General features: G+C 60.4%; 19 protein-coding genes. 10 read left to right on the plus strand and 9 right to left on the minus strand.

Features of this window, described 5'->3' with window-relative positions; translation table 11 throughout:
- Positions 1-59 precede the first annotated feature (59 nt).
- The 5 genes from RB216_RS07060 to RB216_RS07080 are packed head-to-tail and all read right to left on the minus strand — an operon-like array spanning position 60 to position 5,424.
- Positions 60-1,088, minus strand: coding sequence for an AbrB family transcriptional regulator (locus tag RB216_RS07060; RefSeq protein ID WP_028619333.1), 1,029 nt, complete (start codon positions 1,086-1,088; stop codon positions 60-62).
- On the minus strand, positions 1,081-2,595 hold the full coding sequence (locus RB216_RS07065; protein ID WP_012722750.1) for a tripartite tricarboxylate transporter permease: 1,515 nt from the start codon (positions 2,593-2,595) through the stop codon (positions 1,081-1,083). Before RB216_RS07065 ends, RB216_RS07060 begins: the two co-directional genes overlap by 8 nt.
- Position 2,596: 1 nt before the next feature.
- Positions 2,597-3,055 (minus strand): tripartite tricarboxylate transporter TctB family protein, encoded by a 459-nt coding sequence (locus RB216_RS07070; protein ID WP_028619334.1) that lies wholly within the window; start codon positions 3,053-3,055, stop codon positions 2,597-2,599.
- 59 nt (positions 3,056-3,114) lie between these two features.
- Positions 3,115-4,098, minus strand: a complete 984-nt coding sequence (locus RB216_RS07075; protein ID WP_016975161.1) for a Bug family tripartite tricarboxylate transporter substrate binding protein — start codon at positions 4,096-4,098, stop codon at positions 3,115-3,117.
- 33 nt (positions 4,099-4,131) lie between these two features.
- Positions 4,132-5,424, minus strand: coding sequence for an OprD family porin (locus RB216_RS07080; RefSeq protein WP_068937620.1), 1,293 nt, complete (start codon positions 5,422-5,424; stop codon positions 4,132-4,134).
- A 234-nt stretch (positions 5,425-5,658) separates the two neighbouring features.
- Between RB216_RS07080 and tctD the strand changes: the two genes are divergently transcribed.
- The gene (tctD, locus tag RB216_RS07085; RefSeq protein WP_122686423.1) at positions 5,659-6,330 is read left to right on the plus strand and encodes a two-component system response regulator TctD; all 672 of its coding nucleotides are present in this window, start codon (positions 5,659-5,661) and stop codon (positions 6,328-6,330) included.
- Positions 6,323-7,708, plus strand: a complete 1,386-nt coding sequence (gene tctE, locus RB216_RS07090) for a two-component system sensor histidine kinase TctE (RefSeq protein WP_028619336.1) — start codon at positions 6,323-6,325, stop codon at positions 7,706-7,708. The genes tctD and tctE overlap by 8 nt, the downstream gene beginning before the upstream one ends.
- Here tctE and RB216_RS07095 read toward each other — a convergent pair whose 3' ends face one another.
- Positions 7,709-8,530, minus strand: coding sequence for an HDOD domain-containing protein (locus tag RB216_RS07095; protein ID WP_236318868.1), 822 nt, complete (start codon positions 8,528-8,530; stop codon positions 7,709-7,711).
- Between the two features lie 36 nt (positions 8,531-8,566).
- A complete protein-coding gene (gene ygfZ / locus RB216_RS07100) occupies positions 8,567-9,508 on the minus strand; it encodes a CAF17-like 4Fe-4S cluster assembly/insertion protein YgfZ (RefSeq protein WP_236318867.1) in 942 nt (313 codons plus the stop codon).
- Between the two features lie 140 nt (positions 9,509-9,648).
- Here ygfZ and RB216_RS07105 point away from each other — a divergent pair, with 140 nt between their 5' ends.
- Together RB216_RS07105 and RB216_RS07110 are read left to right on the plus strand one after the other, a co-directional pair.
- On the plus strand, positions 9,649-9,903 hold the full coding sequence (locus RB216_RS07105; protein ID WP_014717362.1) for an FAD assembly factor SdhE: 255 nt from the start codon (positions 9,649-9,651) through the stop codon (positions 9,901-9,903).
- The gene (locus tag RB216_RS07110) at positions 9,887-10,333 is read left to right on the plus strand and encodes a protein YgfX (RefSeq protein ID WP_028619339.1); all 447 of its coding nucleotides are present in this window, start codon (positions 9,887-9,889) and stop codon (positions 10,331-10,333) included. The genes RB216_RS07105 and RB216_RS07110 overlap by 17 nt, the downstream gene beginning before the upstream one ends.
- Here the strand turns inward: RB216_RS07110 and nadB are convergent.
- Entirely contained in the window at positions 10,302-11,918 is a 1,617-nt protein-coding gene (nadB, locus tag RB216_RS07115; RefSeq protein ID WP_236318866.1) for an L-aspartate oxidase, read from the minus strand. The genes RB216_RS07110 and nadB overlap by 32 nt on opposite strands.
- Positions 11,919-12,381: 463 nt before the next feature.
- Between nadB and rpoE the strand changes: the two genes are divergently transcribed.
- The 4 genes from rpoE (at position 12,382) to RB216_RS07135 (ending at position 16,235) form a co-directional block, all read left to right on the plus strand.
- On the plus strand, positions 12,382-12,963 hold the full coding sequence (rpoE, locus tag RB216_RS07120) for an RNA polymerase sigma factor RpoE/AlgU (RefSeq protein ID WP_003172477.1): 582 nt from the start codon (positions 12,382-12,384) through the stop codon (positions 12,961-12,963).
- A gap of 32 nt (positions 12,964-12,995) precedes the next feature.
- A complete protein-coding gene (locus RB216_RS07125) occupies positions 12,996-13,583 on the plus strand; it encodes a sigma-E factor negative regulatory protein (RefSeq protein ID WP_003172479.1) in 588 nt (195 codons plus the stop codon).
- A gap of 15 nt (positions 13,584-13,598) precedes the next feature.
- Positions 13,599-14,561 (plus strand): MucB/RseB C-terminal domain-containing protein, encoded by a 963-nt coding sequence (locus tag RB216_RS07130; RefSeq protein WP_028619341.1) that lies wholly within the window; start codon positions 13,599-13,601, stop codon positions 14,559-14,561.
- A 234-nt stretch (positions 14,562-14,795) separates the two neighbouring features.
- Complete coding sequence (locus RB216_RS07135) at positions 14,796-16,235, plus strand: DegQ family serine endoprotease (RefSeq protein WP_028619342.1); 1,440 nt, start codon at positions 14,796-14,798, stop codon at positions 16,233-16,235.
- A 65-nt stretch (positions 16,236-16,300) separates the two neighbouring features.
- On the opposite strand, the gene RB216_RS07140 is transcribed toward RB216_RS07135, so the two are convergent.
- Positions 16,301-17,734, minus strand: coding sequence for a M48 family metalloprotease (locus RB216_RS07140; protein WP_308908468.1), 1,434 nt, complete (start codon positions 17,732-17,734; stop codon positions 16,301-16,303).
- Between the two features lie 94 nt (positions 17,735-17,828).
- Here RB216_RS07140 and RB216_RS07145 point away from each other — a divergent pair, with 94 nt between their 5' ends.
- Positions 17,829-18,068, plus strand: a complete 240-nt coding sequence (locus tag RB216_RS07145; protein ID WP_028619344.1) for a sulfurtransferase TusA family protein — start codon at positions 17,829-17,831, stop codon at positions 18,066-18,068.
- Between the two features lie 31 nt (positions 18,069-18,099).
- Positions 18,100-19,170, plus strand: coding sequence for an AI-2E family transporter (locus RB216_RS07150; RefSeq protein ID WP_028619345.1), 1,071 nt, complete (start codon positions 18,100-18,102; stop codon positions 19,168-19,170).
- Positions 19,171-19,194: the final 24 nt, after the last annotated feature.

Genomic DNA, 19,194 nt, shown 5'->3' on the forward strand with positions numbered 1-19,194 from the left:
GTGAGAGTTGACAGTTCAGACAAATGGCAGCGATCCGAAGTGAACCACTGCCACCCGGGTCAAGATTGCCGGTTCCAGCGCCTGAACAACGGCTCCGCCAGAAACAGTACAAACAACAATCGCATCACTTGCATGGCCGTCACCAACGGCACCGACAGTTGCAGGGTCTCGGCTGTAAGACTCATCTCGGCAATCCCGCCGGGCATCATGCCCAGGGTCAGCGAGCGCAGGTCCAGATGGGTCAACACACTCAGCCCTACCGCCGCCAAGGTTGCCAGCGCCATGGTCAAGGCCGTACCAATCAGGGTGCGGCCCATGAACGAGGGCGCGCGACGAAAGAATTGACGATTGAAGTGGCAACCCAGGCCGCTGCCGATCAACCATTGGCCAATCTGGCTGCCGCCGTCTGGCAGGCCGATATGCAAATCCCAAACGACGCTGGCCGTCGCACTCACCAGCAGCGGCCCGAACAACCACGGGTTTGGCTGACGCAACCGCTGCCAACCCCAGGCCACCAGCGCGCCTATCGGAAATAGCGCCAACAGCCAAGGCCAACTCACCGGCGCCGGATGAAACTGCGGCGTGCCGCCTTCCAGCAGATATTTGAAGATCGCCGGCACACACAGCACCACTACCAGCACTCGTAGACTCTGCCCCGCCGCGACACGGCTGAGCACCGCGCCATTGCGTGCGCCGAGGTTGACCATCTCACCGGAGCCGCCCGGCATGCTGGAGAAAAATGCGGTGGCGCGGTCTTCACCACTGCGGCGCATCAGCCACACCCCGACGACGCTCGATAGGCTAGTGACCAGCGCACCGACGAAGATCAGCCCGAAGTGGCTCATCACCTGCTCAATCACCACCGGGGTGAAGTGCAGGCCAATCCCGATCCCCACTACCCATTGGCCGCATTTGCGCCCGCCGGGAATCTCCGCCAACTGCCACGGCGTGAGGCAGCGCACCAGGATAATCGCCAGCAACGAGCCGACCATGTACGGCAAAGGCCAGCCGACGAGGCTGGCCAGGTAACCGCCGGCCAGGCCGACCAGCGGTGTTCCCCACCAATGTTTAAAGGTGACCTCAGACATCGGCCACGGCACGACGCTGCAGGGCACGTTTGCGGTAGATGCGGATCAGCGGGAAGGCCAGCATCAGCGCCGTCAGTACCCACACGCCAAAGGTGATCGGGCTCGACCAGAGAATCTGCAGGTCACCGTTGGAGATCGACAGCGCACGGCGCAGGTTCTGCTCCATCAAACCGCCGAGGATAAAGCCGAGCAGTACCGGCGACAGCGGGAAGTCGAGCTTGCGCAGGATGTAGCCGAAGATGCCGATACCGACCATCAGGAACAGGTCGAAGGTGGTGGCGTGCACGGCATAAACACCAATCGCCGTGATGATGGCAATCACCGGCACCAGCGCCCAGTTCGGCACGGCGAGGATACGCGTGAAGATGCGGATCATCGGGATGTTGAGGATCACCAGCATGATGTTGGCGATGAACAACGAGGCGATCAGGCCCCAGACGATGTCGGGTTGCTGTTGGAACAGCAGCGGACCCGGGGTGATGTTGTACAGCGACAGCGCGCCGATCATCACCGCCGTGGTGCCCGAACCGGGTACGCCGAGGGTCAGCATGGGCACCAGGGCGCCGCAGGCGGACGCGCCGATGGCGGTTTCTGGAGCAGCGAGGCCGCGCATGTCGCCCTGGCCGAACTTGCCGCTGGCACCGGCCAGGCGTTTTTCGGTCATGTAGGCAACGGCCGAGGCCAAGGTCGCACCGGCACCTGGCAACACGCCCATGATGAAACCCAGCAAACCGCAGCGGATGTTGACGACAAAGACCGCGCCCGCTTCCTTGAGGTTGAACATCATGCGGCCCGTGGCTTTCACGGCTTCCTGGCCACGGTGGGTTTTTTCCAGCAGCAACAGGATCTCACTGATAGAGAACAGGCCCAGCACCAACACCACAAACTGGATGCCGTCGGTGAGGTGGATGTTGTCGCCGGTAAAGCGGTACACGCCGCTGTTCGCGTCGATGCCGACAGCCGACAGGAACAAGCCTATCAGCGCTGCAACAAAGGTCTTCAAGGGTTTGTCACCGGCCATGCCGCCGAGACAGACAATCGCAAACACCATCAGTACGAAATATTCCGCCGGCCCGAAGGCAATCGCCCATTTGGCCAGCAACGGCGCAAACAGCACCATGCCGCAGGTAGCGATAAACGCGCCGATGAACGAACTCCACGCCGACAACGACAGCGCTACACCGGCCAGGCCTTTGCGGGCCATCGGGTAGCCGTCGAGGGTGGTCATCACGGTGGAGGCTTCGCCCGGGATGTTCAGCAGAATCGAGCTGATGCGCCCGCCGTATTCGCAGCCCAGGTACACGGCTGCCAGCAGGATCAGCGCCGATTCCGGCGGCAGGCCCAGGGCGAACGCGATGGGGATCAACAGTGCCACGCCGTTGATCGGGCCAAGGCCCGGCAACAGGCCGACCACGGTGCCGATCAGGGTGCCGCACAGTGCGGTCACCAGGTTGTAAGGGGACAGTGCAACGCCGAAGCCCTGGCCCAAGTAGCCGAAAGTATCCATATCAGTTCTCCAGAACGTCGAGCAGGCCGAGGGGCAGCGGCACATCCATGGCTTTATCGAACAGCAGGTAAAGACCAATCGCCATCAGGCTGACGATCACCACACTCGGCAACCAGCGGCCGCCATACAGGCGCGCCATCGGAATGCCGATCAGCATGCTGCTGAGGATGAAACCCAGGGGTTCGAAGGTGCCGGCGAATACGATCAACAGGCCGACGCAGATGCCGATCTTGATCAGGGTTTCGCGGTCCAGCGCGGGTTCTTCTTCGGTGTGTTTGGTCGGCTGTGGGCGGAACAGCATGTAGATCAGCGCCAGGCTCATCAGCCCGAGCATCAGCAGCGGGTAGGCGCGAGGTCCTACCGGCTCGTAGGAAAACGATGCCTGGTACGGCCAGGCCATCAGTGCCAGGGCGGCACAGGCCAGCAATAGCACGGAGGCGAAAATGCGTTGTAAGAGCATGTTGAACTCCTGGGCCACGCCGCGTGTGCAACGGGCGTGACCGGGCAAAAGAGGGGCGATTACTGGATCAGGCCGAACTCTTTGGCCAGCACTTTGTAGTCAGCCACCTGTTTCTTCACGTAGGTGTCCAGCTCCGGGCCGGTCATGGCGAACGGGAACAGCTCGCGCTGGTCGCGCAGCTTGGCGAACTCTTCCGAGGCCAGCAGTTTGTCGAACGCTTCTTTCCACCAGGCGTAGTCGGCATCGCTGACTTTTGGCCCGAGGTAGAAACCACGCACCACCGGCCAGACGATGTCGTAGCCTTGCTCTTTGGCGGTCGGAATATTCTTCATTTCCGGCTCGTCCAGGCGCTGCTCGGAGAACACGGCCAGCAGGCGCATGTCACCGCTCAGGATGTGCGGCATGGAGTCGGAGATGTCGGTACTGCCCACCTGGATATGGCCACCCAGCAGAGCAGTGGCGATTTCGCCGCCGCCTTCCAGCGCCACGTAACGCAGTTCGCGCGGGTTGATCCCGGCGGCCTTGGCGATCAGCGCGGTTTGCATCCAGTCCTGACTGCCGACGGTGCCGCCGGAACCGATCACTACGCTGCCCGGATCTTTTTTCAGCGCTTTGACCAAATCGTCCAAGGTCTTGTAGGGCGAGTCGGCTTTCACTGCGATGGCCCCGTAGCTGGTGCCGACCGCTGCCAACCAACGCACGGCGCTTTCATCGAAGCGACCAAACTTGCCCTGGGCCAGGTTCAACAGCGAACCGCTGGACCAGGCTACCAGGGTGCCGGCATCGGCTGGACGCTGGGCGACCACGGCGTTGTAGGCCACTGCGCCGACGCCGCCTGGCATGTAGGTCACGCGCATCGGCTTGCTCAGCAGCTTCTCGTTGACCAGCGCGCTTTGCGCCAGTTTGCAGGTCAGGTCAAAACCACCGCCAGGCGAGGCCGGGGCGATGCATTCCGGACGCTTGGGCTCGTCGGCAGCCAGCAGTTGGCCGGCGAACAGCATGCAGCCGGCGGCGAGGGCCAATTTACGCAGTGAAGGGGTCATGGTTATCTCCATCTTTGTTGTTATGAGGGGGTACTACCAAAGTGCGACGCTATAGCTGACCAGCAAGCGCATTTCATCCGCATCACGGGCTGAGTAGTTGGAACGGTACGTGGCGTTACGCAGGCGCACGGCTACATCCTTGAACGTGCCGGTCTGCACTACGTACTTGATCTCGCTGTTGCGTTCCCACTCCTTGCCGGTCTCGCCGTTCTTGAGCTTGATGTTGTCACCTGACAGGTAACGGCTCATGAAGCTCAGGCCGGGAATCCCCAGCTTGGCGAAGTCGAAGTCGTAGCGCGCCTGCCAGGAACGCTCTTCGGCGCCGGCAAAGTCGTTGATCTGCACGAAGTTGACCAGGTACGGATCGCTGCCATCCACATACGGGAAGGCGCTGTCGCCGGACATGTGCTGGTAGCCGGCGCTGAGCTTGTGGCCATTGAGGGCATAGCTGAACAGGCCGTTGAGGGATTTATTGTCGATCGTGCCGCCGCGCGCGCTGCCGGTGTCATCGCTGATGGCCAGGCGCAGGTCGGTGCCGAAGGTGCCGGGGCCCATCGGGCGCGCAGCCACCAGGCCGAGGAAGTGCTGGCGGTACACGTCGTCGAGTTGGGCGAAGTGGTAGCTGCCGGTGATCTTGTCGGCGAATTTGTAGTCGGCGCCGCCAAAGTTGAAGTGCTTGCCGGTGGCGCCGCTGACGAAGCGGCTGTTCTTGTTGTTGAGGGCGATGTCTTCGTAGTTGGTGTCGTCGCGGTCCTTGGCTTTGTCCAGGCGGCCGCCGGTGAACACCAGGTTCTTGAATTCCTTGGACGTGATTAGGCCGCCATTGAAAGTCTGCGGCAGGATGCGGCCGTCATTGGGCTTGAGGATCGGCAGTTCAGGGATCAGCGAGCCGATCTTCAGCTCGGTGGCCGAGATCTTCACTTTGCCGGTCAGGCCCAGCTTGGAGTACTCGTCGGCGGCGCGGCCATCGTCATGCGTGGGCAGCAGGCCGGTGCCGGTGCGGTCAGGGCTGGAGTCGAGCTTGACCCCAAGCATGCCCAGCGCATCCACGCCAAAGCCGACGGTGCCGTCGGTGTAGCCCGACTGCAGGTTGAGCATGAAGCCCTGGGCCCACTCGTCGCGCTTGGATTGCTGGGCGCTGGTGCCATCGCGAAAGTCGCGGTTGAAGTACATGTTGCGGGTTTCCAGGGTCGCGCTACTGTCTTCGAAGAAGGCAGCCTGGCTAAGCGGCGAAAAGCCGGCAAGGGTAGCAGCACTGGCGAGGGCGGTCTGGGTCAGGCGAGAAAAACGAACAGGCGAGGGGGCCTGGGGCTGTGTCGACAGCATCGTTGTGTACTCCGTTATTGTTCTTATTTTGGCGAAAACGCTTCGAGGCGTTTTTCGGGCGCGGCGCTGAAGCCGCTCGGCGGGCATAGACCACCGTAGCTGGATGCTAAAGGGCGAAGCTTTCACTAACCTTTCAGTTGGCTTTCAATGTTTTCGGGCTTCACAGGGCAGGCGGCGCCTGTAAACTGCCCAGCAAAGCGTGGCGCCGACCACCCCTGAATGAGGTAGAAATCCATGCGTGTCTTGCTGGTTGAAGACCATCTGCAACTCGCCGAAAGTGTCGCGCAAGCGCTCAAGAGCACGGGTCTGACCGTCGACGTGCTGCACGATGGCGTGGCGGCGGACCTGGCCCTGAGCAGCGAGGAATACGCGGCGGCGATCCTCGATGTGGGGCTGCCGCGCATGGACGGTTTCGAGGTGCTTGCACGCCTACGCGCCCGTGGGAAAAATCTGCCAGTGCTGATGTTGACGGCGCGCAGTGATGTGAAAGACCGTGTGCACGGTCTTAACCTGGGGGCCGACGACTACCTCGCCAAGCCTTTCGAGCTCACCGAGTTGGAAGCGCGGGTCAAGGCTTTGTTGCGGCGCAGTGTGCTGGGTGGCGAGCGTCAACAGGCCTGCGGCGAGTTGGTCTATGACCTCGACACGCGACGTTTCACCGTGGGCGGCGAGCTGATGACGCTCACCTCCCGTGAACAAGCGGTGCTTGAGGCGCTGATTGCTCGGCCAGGCCGGGTGATGAGCAAGGAACAACTGGCTTCCCAGGTGTTCGGCCTGGACGAAGAAGCCAGCCCCGATGCCATCGAAATCTACGTGCATCGCCTGCGCAAGAAGCTCGACGGCCAGCCCATCGCTATCGTGACCTTTCGCGGCCTCGGCTACTTGCTGGAAGCCCGCGATGCATAAGCCCAGCAGCCTGCGTTGGCGCCTGCTGTGGAACCTGGCGTTGTTGCTGGTGCTGTTGATGCTCGCCAGTGGCATGAGCGCGTACTGGAATGGTCGCGAAGCCGCTGACACCGCCTACGATCGCACGTTGCTGGCCTCGGCGCGCACCATCGCCGCCGGCTTGACCCAGGTGGATGGCACCTTGAGTGCGAACGTGCCGTATGTGGCGCTGGATACGTTCGCCTACGACAGCGCCGGACGCATTTATTACCAGGTAAACGACATCGACCAGAAGCTCATCTCTGGCTATGAAAACCTGCCCGGCCCACCGCCAGGCACGCCGCGTACCGATGACTATCCCGCACTGGCACGCTTCTATGACGCCGTGTATCAAGGCCAGGAAGTGCGCGTGGTGAGTTTGCTCAAGGCCGTTTCCGAACCGAACATGAACGGTATGGCGGAAATCCGCGTGGCCGAAACCGATGAAGCGCGTGTGAGCATGGCGCGCAGCTTGATGGCCGACACTTTGCTGCGTTTAGGCATGCTCGCCATCGGTGCGTTGTTGCTGGTGTGGTTTGCCGTGAGTGCAGCGTTGCGCCCGCTGGAGCGCCTGCGCACGGCGGTCGAAGAGCGTCAGCCTGACGACTTGCGTCCATTGCCATTGGTGGAAGTGCAGCATGAGTTCGGGCCGCTGGTGCGCTCGCTCAACCACTTTACCGAACGCCTGCGCGGACAGTTCGAACGACAGGCGCAGTTCATCGCCGATGCAGCCCATGAATTACGCACGCCACTGGCCGCGCTCAAGGCGCGACTGGAACTGGGCTTGCGCGCCGAAGACCCCGCCACGTGGCGCACCACTCTGGAAACCGCAGCTCAGGGCACTGACCGCCTGACCCATCTGGCCAATCAATTGCTGTCTCTGGCACGTATCGAAAACGGTGCCCGCGCCATTGCCGAGGGCGGCGCACAGTTACTTGACCTCAGCCAGTTGGCCCGGGAACTGGGCATGGCCATGGCGCCGCTGGCCCACGCACGCGGCGTGGCGTTGGCGTTGGAGGCCGACGAACCGGTGTGGTTGCGCGGTGAGCCGACCCTGTTGAATGAGTTGCTGAGCAACCTGGTGGACAACGCCCTGGCTCACACACCGCCGGGCGGCAACGTGATTCTGCGGGTGACGGCGCCGGCGGTGCTGGAAGTGGAGGACGATGGCCCAGGTATCCCGCTGGATGAGCGGGATCGCGTGTTCGAGCGTTTCTACCGTCGCAGTCAGCAGGGCATGGGCTCAGGCCTGGGGTTGGCGATTGTCGGTGAGATTTGTCGGGCGCACCTGGCACAGATCAGCTTGCATGATGGCGAACTGGCCGGGTTGAAAGTGCGGGTGAGTTTTATCGCGGGCTGATCAATAGAACATCGAGCGGGCTTCGTCCAACTCGGCGCGCAAGTCTTCGCTGTACGGGTCGAACCGCAGTTTCTTGATCGCAGGCAAGGTCGAGACCGGTACGCTGGCCAAGGGGTGATCGGTGCCGCGATGGCAATACAACACGGCCACCTGCACCAGGTCGACGTAGTCGAGGCTGGCTGAATCACGCTCCAGGTTGAGGTATTGGCCGGGCAGTTTGGCGAGCATTTCCGGAAAGTCCCAGCCGCTCAGCAGTTTGTCACCGAGCAACGGGTGGATGCTCTCGATGACGTGATTGAGGCTGACCGGGTCCGAAAGCAACTCGTAGTGGTCTTCGGCGTACGTCAGGATAGGCAGCACGCCGATCTGGTGTACCAGGCCGCCGAGAGCGGCCTGGTCTGGCTTGAGCTGGCTGTGGCTGCGACACAAGGCATAGCTGACGCCCGCCACTTCCAGGCTGCGGCGCCATACATCACGCATCTTCTGTTCGACCACGTCGGAGCGGGCGTGGAAGATTTGCTCCATCACCAGGCCGATCGCCAGGTTGCTGCTGTAGTTGGTGCCCAGTCGGGTGATAGCGGTGTGCAGGTCGGTGACTTCCTGGGTCGCGCGCAACAACGGGCTGTTGACCACTTTGATCAGACGCGCCGACAGCGCGGTGTCGCGACCGATGACTTTGCTCAAGTGGCTGATGCTGATCTCCGGGTCTTCAGCGGCCTGACGAATATTCAGGGCCACTTCCGGCAATGTCGGCAGAACCAGGTCATCGTTGTCGATGGCCGTCACTAAAGCCTGTTGGACTTTTTCCGCCAGCTTGTTCATTCATGCTCTCTAGGGTGTTGCAAAAAGGTACGGCGACTAGCGTTGGATCTCTCGATCACGGTCGAGCGTGTAAGGCAGGTCGAGCAACTGCAAGCCTGGACCTTCCAATGTGCCTACGTGCACATCGCCACTATCGGCAGCTTCGGCTTGCAACACGGCCAGAAGTTCAATGGTCTGGCCGGCTTTTGCAGCAAGCACCACCTCGCCGATTGCGCTGTTGTGGCTGGGTGAAAAGAGTGGCGTGCCTGGCTCGGGCATTTCAGGCGCATCGAGGCTCAAACGGTACAGGCGACGCTTGAGTTTGCCCAGGTACTGCATGCGCGCAACGATTTCCTGGCCGGTGTAGCAGCCTTTCTTGAAGCTTACGCCGCCAACGGCCTGCAGGTTGAGCATCTGCGGGATAAACAGCTCGCGGGTTTGCTGCATGACCTGGCCGATGCCTGCGCGGATTTGCCCCAGCAGCCATTCATTCAGATCGGCTTGTTCAAGGGTTGCAGCCAATTGACTGCGTATGGCGTCGCCTTGCTCGGCAGGCACCCAGAGTTCAGCGCGATCTGGGGAGATACGGATGGCGATCAACGTATCGTTGCGGGCGACGCTGTCGGTATCGGCGGGTAGTTCAAGGCCAAGGCTGGCCAGGGCCAGGTCCGCATTCACCAGGCCAAAGCGCACCCAGGCGGCGCTTTCGTCGGTGAGCTTGGACTTGGAGAATACGGCGTACTTCTTCAGGTCGGCCAGCTGCGGTTCCAGCAGCGCGGTGGCCATGGCCAGCAACACGCCGTCACCTTGCAGCAGGATGCGGAAGCTCGACTGCATGCGCCCTTTTTGCGTGCAGCGCGCGCCGAGGCTGGCCTGGGTATCGCTCAGGTAATTGAGGTTGCAGGTCAGTTGGCCCTGAAGGAATTTGGCGGCATCAGAGCCGCGGACGGCGAGAACGCCTTCGTGGGACAGGGGGCAGAAGAAAGCAGAGTCAGCCATGGGTCATCGCAGGTCAAAAAGTCATGGGTGCATCATAGAGGGGCGCCCGGCAAATGGATAGTTTCCGTATGGGGCGACCAAAGCCGACTGTTCCGGTGCCGTCGGGCCTGTATACTTGCCGCCTATTTGAGGAGCGCTCCATGGTCGAAGATGTAGAAATCAATCGTCTCTACTGGCACAGCCGTCGTGGCATGCTGGAGTTGGATGTGTTGCTGGTGCCTTTCACCAAAGAGGTCTATGCAACGCTCAATCAGGTGGATCGCGACCTCTACGTCAGGCTGCTGACTTGTGAAGACCAGGACATGTTCGGCTGGTTCATGGAGCGCGCCGAATCCGAAGACCCAGAGCTGCAGCGCATGGTTCGGATGATCCTGGACCGTGTCCAGCCCAAGTAATACCTTTGAATGCCGCTGGCAGGCCTCACGGCTGTTGCTGGCGGCGTATCTCCTTGCCCAGCTGTTTGCACTGGGTACGCTTTTGTTTCTTGATCTGTCCTATTCAAGCCTTGGCTTGCTGGTGTGTCTGGCGCACGCGGCCTGGGTTTTGCCGCGCTCTGTCCTGCTGACTCACCGTTCGTCGATTCGTGGCCTGCGTCGCGACGCCGACGGCTGGCAGTTACTCAATGCGGAGCAGGGCTGGCACAGCGTGCAATTACGTCCCGACAGCCTCGCTTTGCCATTGATCGTCGTTTTGCGTTACCGGGTGCCAGGCGAATGGCGGATACGTTCTGTGTGTGTGCCCAGGGATTCGCAGGTCGCCGATGTGCATCGGCGCCTGCGGGTTCGTCTGAAGTTCAGCCGCCGTAGGTGGCTGGCACCAGGATAGTGTCGCGGGCTTCGGGCAGCATCTGTGGGTAGTCGAGGGTGTAATGCAGGCCGCGGCTTTCCTTGCGTTCCATCGCCGAGCGGATCATCAGTTCCGCCACCTGCGCCAGGTTGCGCAGTTCGATGAGGTCGCGGCTGACCTTGTAGTTGCTATAGAACTCGTCGATTTCATCCAGCAGCAAGCGCACGCGATGCTGCGCGCGTTGCAGGCGCTTGTTGGTGCGCACGATCCCCACGTAGTCCCACATGAAACGGCGCAGCTCGTCCCAGTTGTGGGCGATGATCACATCTTCGTCCGAGTCGGTGACCTGGCTGGCGTCCCAGCGGGGCAGGGCGGCCGGCACCGGAATGCGCGGCAGTTGTTCAAGGATGTCCGCCGCCGCCGAGCGCGCATAGACGAAACATTCGAGCAGCGAGTTGCTGGCCATGCGGTTGGCGCCGTGTAGGCCGGTGAAGCTGGTTTCGCCAATTGCATACAGGCCTGGGACGTCGGTGCGACCGTGCTGGTCGACCATCACGCCACCACAGGTGTAGTGCGCGGCCGGAACTACGGGGATCGGGCCTTGGGTGATGTCGATGTTGAACGCCAGGCAACGCTCATAGACGGTGGGGAAGTGGGTCTTGATGAAGGCTTCGTGTTTGTGGCTGATGTCCAGGTAGACGCAGTCGATGCCCAGGCGTTTCATTTCATGGTCGATGGCGCGGGCGACGATATCGCGCGGGGCCAATTCGGCGCGTGGGTCGAAGCGCTGCATGAAACGTTCGCCGTTGGGCAGTTTCAGGTGGGCGCCTTCGCCACGCAGGGCTTCGGTAATCAGGAAGCTCTTGGCTTGCGGGTGATACAGGCAAGTGGGGTGGAACTGGTTGAATTCCAGATTGGCCACCCGGCAGCCCGAGCGCCAGGCCATGGCAATCCCGTCGCCACAGGCGCCGTCGGGGTTGCTGGTATAGAGGTAGACCTTGGCCGCGCCGCCGGAGGCAAGAATGGTGAAGCGCGCACCGTACGTGTCGACTTCGCCGCTGGTGCGGTTGAGTACGTAGGCGCCGAGGCAGCGTTCGCCGTCCAGGCCCAGGCGTTTTTCGGTGATCAGGTCGACCGCGACGCGTTGTTCCAGCAATTCTATATTGGGGCGCTGGCGAGCCTGGTCGAGCAGTGTCTTGAAAATAGCGGCGCCAGTGGCGTCTGCCGCATGGATGATGCGGCGGTGGCTGTGGCCGCCTTCTCGGGTCAGGTGGAACTCAAAACCGCCGTCGTCGCTGCCCGCGTGTTCGTCGCGGGTAAAGGGGACGCCTTGATCTATCAGCCATTGGATGGCTTCACGGCTGTGCTCGACGGTGAAGCGCACTGCTTCCTCATTGCACAGGCCACCGCCGGCGTTGAGGGTGTCTTCGACGTGGGATTGCACCGTGTCGGTGTCATCCAGCACCGCGGCGACACCCCCCTGGGCCCAGAATGTCGAGCCGTTGGCCAGGTCGCCTTTGCTCAGTACCGCAATGCGCAGGTGGCTGGGGAGGGTCAGCGCAAGGCTCAAACCGGCCGCGCCGCTGCCGATCACCAGGACATCGTGTTGAAACTGTTGGCTCATTGGAAGGATTCCGCAAAAAGCGATCCGAAGAGGTGGCGCAAACAGGACGCCTGGATCGGCGAATCAAAGGGTCACACGGGCTACTAGTATATAGAGGGGTGGAGCGGCACAATAGCCGGGCATTCGTGGCAATGTGAGATTACGGTGCACGGCTAGGGTAAAATCGCCAGGTTATTGAGGTGGGAACTTTTTGCATAAGCCTCGACTCAATAGCAGGTTGCCCGAAAGCTGGGAAAACGTTGAGTTTATTGGCCCGTCGGGAGCATTGGACGCGTCAGAAAACCGGCGACAAGATTATTCGCGCAGTCGGCCATGCCCGTACTGCGTTTTTCGTGTGTGCCAAATCAGTGCGTGCCGGAAACTTGCTTGAAGGGGGAGAACTTTTGCGAAAAGACCGAGTCTATGTTTGCAAGCCTGATCGTTTAGTTATGCAAGCCTCCTTCAAGTACAACGAGGAGTGTTCATGCTAACCCAGGAAGAGGATCAGCAGCTGGTCGAGCGCGTTCAACGCGGCGACAAGCGAGCTTTTGATCTGCTAGTGCTGAAATACCAGCACAAAATTCTCGGGTTGATCGTGCGGTTTGTGCACGACACCCATGAAGCGCAGGACGTTGCACAGGAAGCCTTTATCAAGGCTTACCGTGCACTTGGTAACTTTCGCGGTGATAGTGCGTTTTACACGTGGCTATATCGAATCGCCATCAACACGGCGAAAAACTATCTGGTGTCTCGCGGACGCCGCCCACCGGATAGCGATGTAAGTTCAGAAGATGCGGAATTTTACGATGGTGATCACGGCCTCAAGGATCTCGAGTCGCCGGAGCGTGCATTGCTGCGCGACGAGATCGAAGGCACCGTTCATCGCACTATTCAGCAACTGCCAGAAGATTTGCGTACGGCGTTAACTTTACGTGAATTTGATGGTCTGAGTTACGAAGACATTGCGAGCGTCATGCAGTGTCCGGTGGGGACTGTAAGGTCACGGATTTTCCGGGCCCGGGAAGCCATCGATAAAGCCTTGCAACCGTTGTTGCAAGAGAACTAAAGACAGCGGCGACAGCCAAGAGAGGAACCGCCATGAGTCGTGATGCCCTGCAGGAATCGCTGTCCGCAGTGATGGATAACGAAGCGGATGAACTGGAACTTCGTCGAGTGCTCAACGCATTTGATGATGCCGAAACCCGTGATACCTGGTCTCGTTACCAAGTCGCTCGGGCGGTGATGCACAAGGATCTTCTAATCCCTCGTCTGGATATTGCTGCGGCCGTTTCTGCCGCGCTGGCTGATGAAGCCGTTCCGGCAAAAGCTGCTCGTGGTCCATGGCGTAGCCTGGGTCGCCTGGCAGTAGCTGCCTCGGTGACTGTTGCCGTGTTGGCCGGTGTTCGCCTGTACAATCAGGACGAAATCGCCGGTGCCGAACTGGCCCAGCAGACTCAGCAGCCAGTGATGGCCGGACCTCAAGTCAAAGGCCCAGCTGTACTCGCCGGCTACAAGGAAAGCTCTGACACCACCGGCCCGATGGCTAACGGTGTACTGCAAGGGCAATCCGGCTGGCAAGACCAGCGTCTTCCAGGCTACCTGCGCCAGCACGCACAGGAATCGGCTCTGAAGGGCACTGAAAGCGCTCTGCCATATGCTCGCGCAGCAAGCCTGGAAAACCGCTAATCCGTAAGGAGCTCTATGCGAGCCATACCGCTCCTTACGCTTTTGCTCAGTGGTTGGTTTGCACTCCCCGCCCACGCCGATGAAGCCCAAGACTGGCTGACTCGACTTGGGCGTGCAGAGCAGCAGCAAAGCTTTCAAGGTACGTTCGTCTACGAGCGTAACGGTAGTTTTTCAACTCATGACATCTGGCATCGTGTCCAGAATGGTCAGGTCCGTGAGCGGCTTTTGCAGCTTGATGGTTCTGCTCAGGAAGTTGTGCGGCTGGATGGCCGGACACAATGTGTCAGCGGCACCCTTGTCGCAGGTCTCGGCAACTCGCGTGATGCGCCATCCCGTGCGCTGGATCCGCAAAAACTCAATCAATTCTACGAACTGGCCGTCATCGGAAAATCCCGCGTGGCCGGTCGTCATGCGGTGATCGTGTCGATCACGCCGCGTGATCAGTACCGCTACGGTTTTGAACTGCACCTGGATCGTGAGACTGCGCTGCCGCTCAAGTCCCTCTTGCTAAATGATCAAGGGCAGTTGCTGGAGCGCTTCCAGTTCACGCGACTGAACACGTCGGCATTGCCGGATGACCGCGAATTGCAGCCCAGCAACGAATGCACACCCATATCCGTCGCCAATGAAAAAGCACCCGAGGTGCAGTCTACTCAAGCGTGGCATTTGGAGTGGCTACCGCCGGGCTTTCAGTTGACCAATACCAGCGCCCGCAAAGATACCCAGACCAAGGCAACAGTCGACAGCCTGATGTATGAGGACGGGCTGGCGCGTTTCTCCGTGTTCCTGGAGCCGATCAGTGATGCGAGTATCACGGAAACCCGCACTCAACTCGGCCCAACGGTGGCTGTGTCCCGTCGCCTCAATACGGTAGATGGCGAAATGATGGTGACGGTGGTGGGCGAAATCCCCATCGGCACCGCAGAGCGTATCGCGTTGTCGGTACGCGGTGAAAAAAAGCCAGTCGCCCAGCCGTGAGCCGTTAATCCTATGTTCATCCTGACGTTTCAATGTATTTGCATGCCAGGTTGGCTGTCGAGAGCATGAAATGTCTGGATCAGCATTTTCACTTGCAAAAATCTCTTATGTTTTTTATAGGTCAGGGCTTGTCGGCTCTGGCCTTGTTTTGTTCGCGGAACAAAGACGTCGGTCGCAGTTTCCGGCGTTTCTTGAACCCTGTCGCTCAACCCTGCTCGTCGTAACGGGAGCTGTATGTCGATACCACGTTTGAAGTCTTACCTATCCATAGTCGCCACGGTATTGGTGCTGGGTCAGGCCGTGTCCGCGCAAGCGGCCGAGCTGCCTGACTTCACCCAATTGGTTGAGCAGGCCTCGCCGGCCGTGGTGAACATCAGTACCACGCAAAAACTGCCGGATCGCAAAGTCTCCAACCAGCAGATGCCGGACCTGGAAGGCCTGCCGCCCATGTTGCGCGAGTTTTTCGAGCGTGGCATGCCGCAACCGCGCGCGCCCCGTGGTGGCGGTGGTGGCCAGCGTGAGGCTCAGTCCCTGGGTTCGGGCTTCATTATCTCGCCTGATGGCTACATTCTCACCAACAACCACGTGATTGCCGATGCCGACGAAATTCTCGTGCGCCTGGCGGATCGCAGTGAACTGAAAGCCAAACTGGTGGGCACCGATCCACGTTCCGATGTGGCCCTGTTGAAGATCGAAGGCAAGGACTTGCCGGTGCTGAAGCTGGGTAAATCCCAGGACCTGAAGGCTGGGCAGTGGGTCGTCGCCATCGGCTCGCCGTTTGGTTTTGACCACACCGTGACCCAAGGTATCGTCAGCGCCATCGGCCGCAGCTTGCCGAACGAGAACTACGTGCCGTTCATCCAGACTGACGTGCCGATCAATCCGGGCAACTCCGGTGGTCCGCTGTTCAACCTGGCGGGCGAAGTGGTAGGCATCAACTCGCAGATCTACACCCGCTCCGGTGGTTTCATGGGAGTGTCGTTCGCTATCCCGATCGATGTGGCGATGGATGTTTCCAACCAGTTGAAAAGCGGCGGCAAGGTCAGCCGTGGCTGGTTGGGCGTGGTGATCCAGGAGGTGAACAAAGACCTGGCTGAATCCTTCGGTCTCGACAAGCCAGCCGGTGCCCTGGTCGCGCAGATCCAGGACGACGGCCCGGCTGCCAAAGGTGGCCTGCAAGTGGGCGACGTAATTCTGAGCATGAATGGCCAGCCGATCGTCATGTCGGCCGACCTGCCGCACCTGGTGGGTGCACTTAAGGCTGGCAGCAAGGCCAAGCTGGAAGTGATCCGCGAAGGCAAGCGTCAGACCGTTGAACTGACGGTGGGTGCCATCCCTGAAGAGGGTGCAACCCTGGATGCCCTGGGCAACGCGAAGCCAGGTGCTGAGCGCAGCAGCAACCGCTTGGGCATTGCCGTGGCCGAGCTGACCGATGAGCAGAAGAAATCCTTCGACCTCAAGAGCGGTGTGGTGATCAAGGAAGTGCAGGACGGTCCTGCCTCCCTGATCGGTCTGCAGCCGGGTGACGTCATCACCCACCTGAACAACCAGGCCATCGACAGCACCAAGCAATTCACCGATATCGCCAAGGCGTTGCCGAAGAATCGTTCGGTGTCGATGCGCGTGCTGCGTCAAGGGCGTGCAAGCTTCATTACCTTCAAGCTCGCCGAATAAGTCGGTAGAAACAAAAAGCCCCGCCTTCGTTAAACGAGGGCGGGGCTTTTTTGTGGGCGAGAGGTTTAGCTCATCATCCCTTTGACCAGGCGTTCTTGCTCGATCAGCTCGCGTTGACGGGCGTCGATGCGCGACGACAGTGGGAAGTTGTTGCCAGCGCGACGTTTGGCAAAGTCCAACTGCTGGATGGCCTGCTGGAAGTCACCCACCAGCGCGAAGTATTCGGCGCGGGCCTGGTGCAGGCCGATAATATTGCCGGACAAGCCACGTGTCTCTGCAACCTGATACCAGACGTCCGGATCATCCGGACGAGATTTGAGCAAGCTGTCCAACGCCTTTTCCGCATCCGCGGTACGGTTCTGTTTGAGAAGAAGATCCACGCGTAGCTGATTCAGTGGGTAGTTGCCCGGATACTGAGTCAGCATTCGATCAGTACGTTGCTGGGCATCAGGCAGATGGTTGTTGTCTATCTCAAGTTGGATCAGCGCCAGGTTGTAGGTGATGTCGTTCGGCGCCTTGGCCAGTAACGTTGTCAGGTTTTCACGCGCTTGCTTGAACTGAGAACCTTTGATCTGGGCGATAGCCAGGCCATAACGCGCCACATCGTTCTTCGGGTTTTCGTCCAACTGCGCCTGGAAGCGCTTTGCGGCGAGTCCTGAGGTGTCTTCGTATTGCAGCTGTACCCGTGCGCGAATCAGTTGATAGCGCAGGCTGTCTTCCTTGCCGCCGGCTTTGGCCTGCTCGGCGCGGTTGCGGGTGTCGGCGATCCGCGATTCGGTCACTGGGTGCGTGAGCAGGAATTCCGGTGGCTTGGCGTCGAAGCGGTATTGGCGCATCAAGCGTTCGAACATGATCGGCATGGAGCGCGGGTCGTAACCGGCTTTTTCCAGGTTGAGGATGCCGATACGGTCGGCCTCTTGTTCGTTCTGACGGGAGAACCGGCGTTGTTCCTGGATAGCAGCGGCCTGGGTGCCGGCAATGGCGGCAATACCCGCGTCACCCGCGCCGGCTGCTGCGGCAATGATGCCGCCCAGCAGCGCGGCCATCATCGGGATCTGCATGCGCTGCTGCGCTTCCACGCCACGGGCGAAGTGGCGTTGGGATAAATGCGCCAATTCGTGAGCCAATACCGAGGCGTATTCCCCTTCGGTCTGGGCGTTGAGGAACAGGCCGCCGTTGACGCCGACGATGCCGCCAGGCGCGGCGAAGGCGTTCAATTGCGGGCTGTTGATCAGGATGAACTCCAGGCGCCGGTCATTGACCTGGCTGGTCTCTACCAATTTGTACACGCTGGTTTCGACGTAATCCTTGAGCTGCGGATCGTTGAGTTGCGAGACTTGGCCCCGAAGGTAAGCCAGCCAGGCGCGGCCCAACTGGTATTCCTGTTGTGGCGAGACAATGGCAGAACTGGCGTCGCCGAGTGACGGCAGGTCGTCAGCGAAGCCTGGGGAGGCCAGCAGGCAAGCCAGCGTCAGCAGGGTAGGGCGCAAAAAAGTCATGCACAAAGCCTTTCGACAAAGAGCTTACTGTAGCCGGACACTGAGCTTCGGACCAGATATTCTAAGCATCCCCGACGCTTGCCTGGAGTAAATCATGACCGACGCTGTAGCCTTTGATGCCGAACTCGATGCCAGCGGTCTCAATTGCCCGTTGCCTTTGCTCAAGGCCAAGCTGGAGCTCAATCGATTGGCCAGTGGAGCAGTGCTTAAGGTGATCGCCACGGACGCGGGCTCCCAGCGTGATTTTCGCACCTTTGCCAAGCTGGCCGGCCACACGCTGTTGCATGAAGACGACGCCGCCGGTGTGTACCGTTACTGGTTGCGCAAGGCCTGAACCGTTTGCCCCCACCCGCCGAGGTTGATTGATGTTCAAAGTGTTACGAGACTGGATCCAGCGCTACTTCTCCGATGAGGAGGCCGTGGTGTTGGCGGTCCTGCTGTTTCTGGCCTTTACGGCCGTGCTCACCTTGGGCGGCATGCTGGCGCCGGTATTGGCGGGGATGGTGTTGGCGTATCTGATGCAAGGCTTGGTCACCACACTGGAGCGCTTGCGCTTGCCAGGCGGAGCCGCCGTGGGCCTGGTGTTCGCCTTGTTCATGGGGCTGCTGGTGCTGTTTGTCGTGGTAGTACTGCCGCTGCTGTGGCATCAGTTGATCACGTTGTTCAACGAACTGCCGGGCATGCTCGCCAAATGGCAGTCACTGTTGCTGCTGTTGCCGGAGCGCTATCCGCATCTGGTCTCGGACGAACAGGTGTTGCAGGCCATCGAAGCGGCACGCGGCGAGATCGGAAAATTCGGGCAATGGGCACTGACCTTTTCCCTGTCCAGCCTGCCGTTGCTGGTCAACATCATGATCTACCTGGTACTGGTGCCGATCCTGGTGTTCTTCTTCCTCAAGGACCGCGCCATGATCGGCCGCTGGGTGCGTGGCTACCTACCGCGCGAACGTGCGTTGATTACCAGGGTGGCCGAGGAAATGAACCGGCAGATTGCCAACTACATTCGCGGCAAGGTCATCGAGATCATTATCTGCGGCGGCGTGACTTATATCGCCTTTATTGCCCTGGACCTGAACTATGCGGCCTTGCTGGCGTTGCTGGTGGGGATTTCGGTGGTGGTGCCGTATGTCGGCGCCGTGGTGGTGACGGTGCCGGTAGCCTTGATCGCGTTGTTCCAGTGGGGCTGGAGCGACCAGTTCATCTACCTGATGGCGGTGTACGGAATCATCCAGACCCTGGATGGCAACGTGCTGGTGCCGCTGCTGTTCTCGGAGGCCGTCAACCTGCACCCGGTAGCGATCATTTGTGCGGTGCTGTTGTTCGGTGGGCTGTGGGGGTTCTGGGGCGTGTTCTTTGCAATCCCGCTGGCGACGCTGTTCAAGGCGGTGCTGGATGCGTGGCCACGGCAAGAGCCGGTGGTGGCGCCGTTGCTTTGAATGTTGCGGGGGGATCGAAGACGC

The sequence above is a fragment of the Pseudomonas canadensis genome, assembly GCF_030980095.1.
Lineage (GTDB): Bacteria > Pseudomonadota > Gammaproteobacteria > Pseudomonadales > Pseudomonadaceae > Aquipseudomonas > Aquipseudomonas canadensis.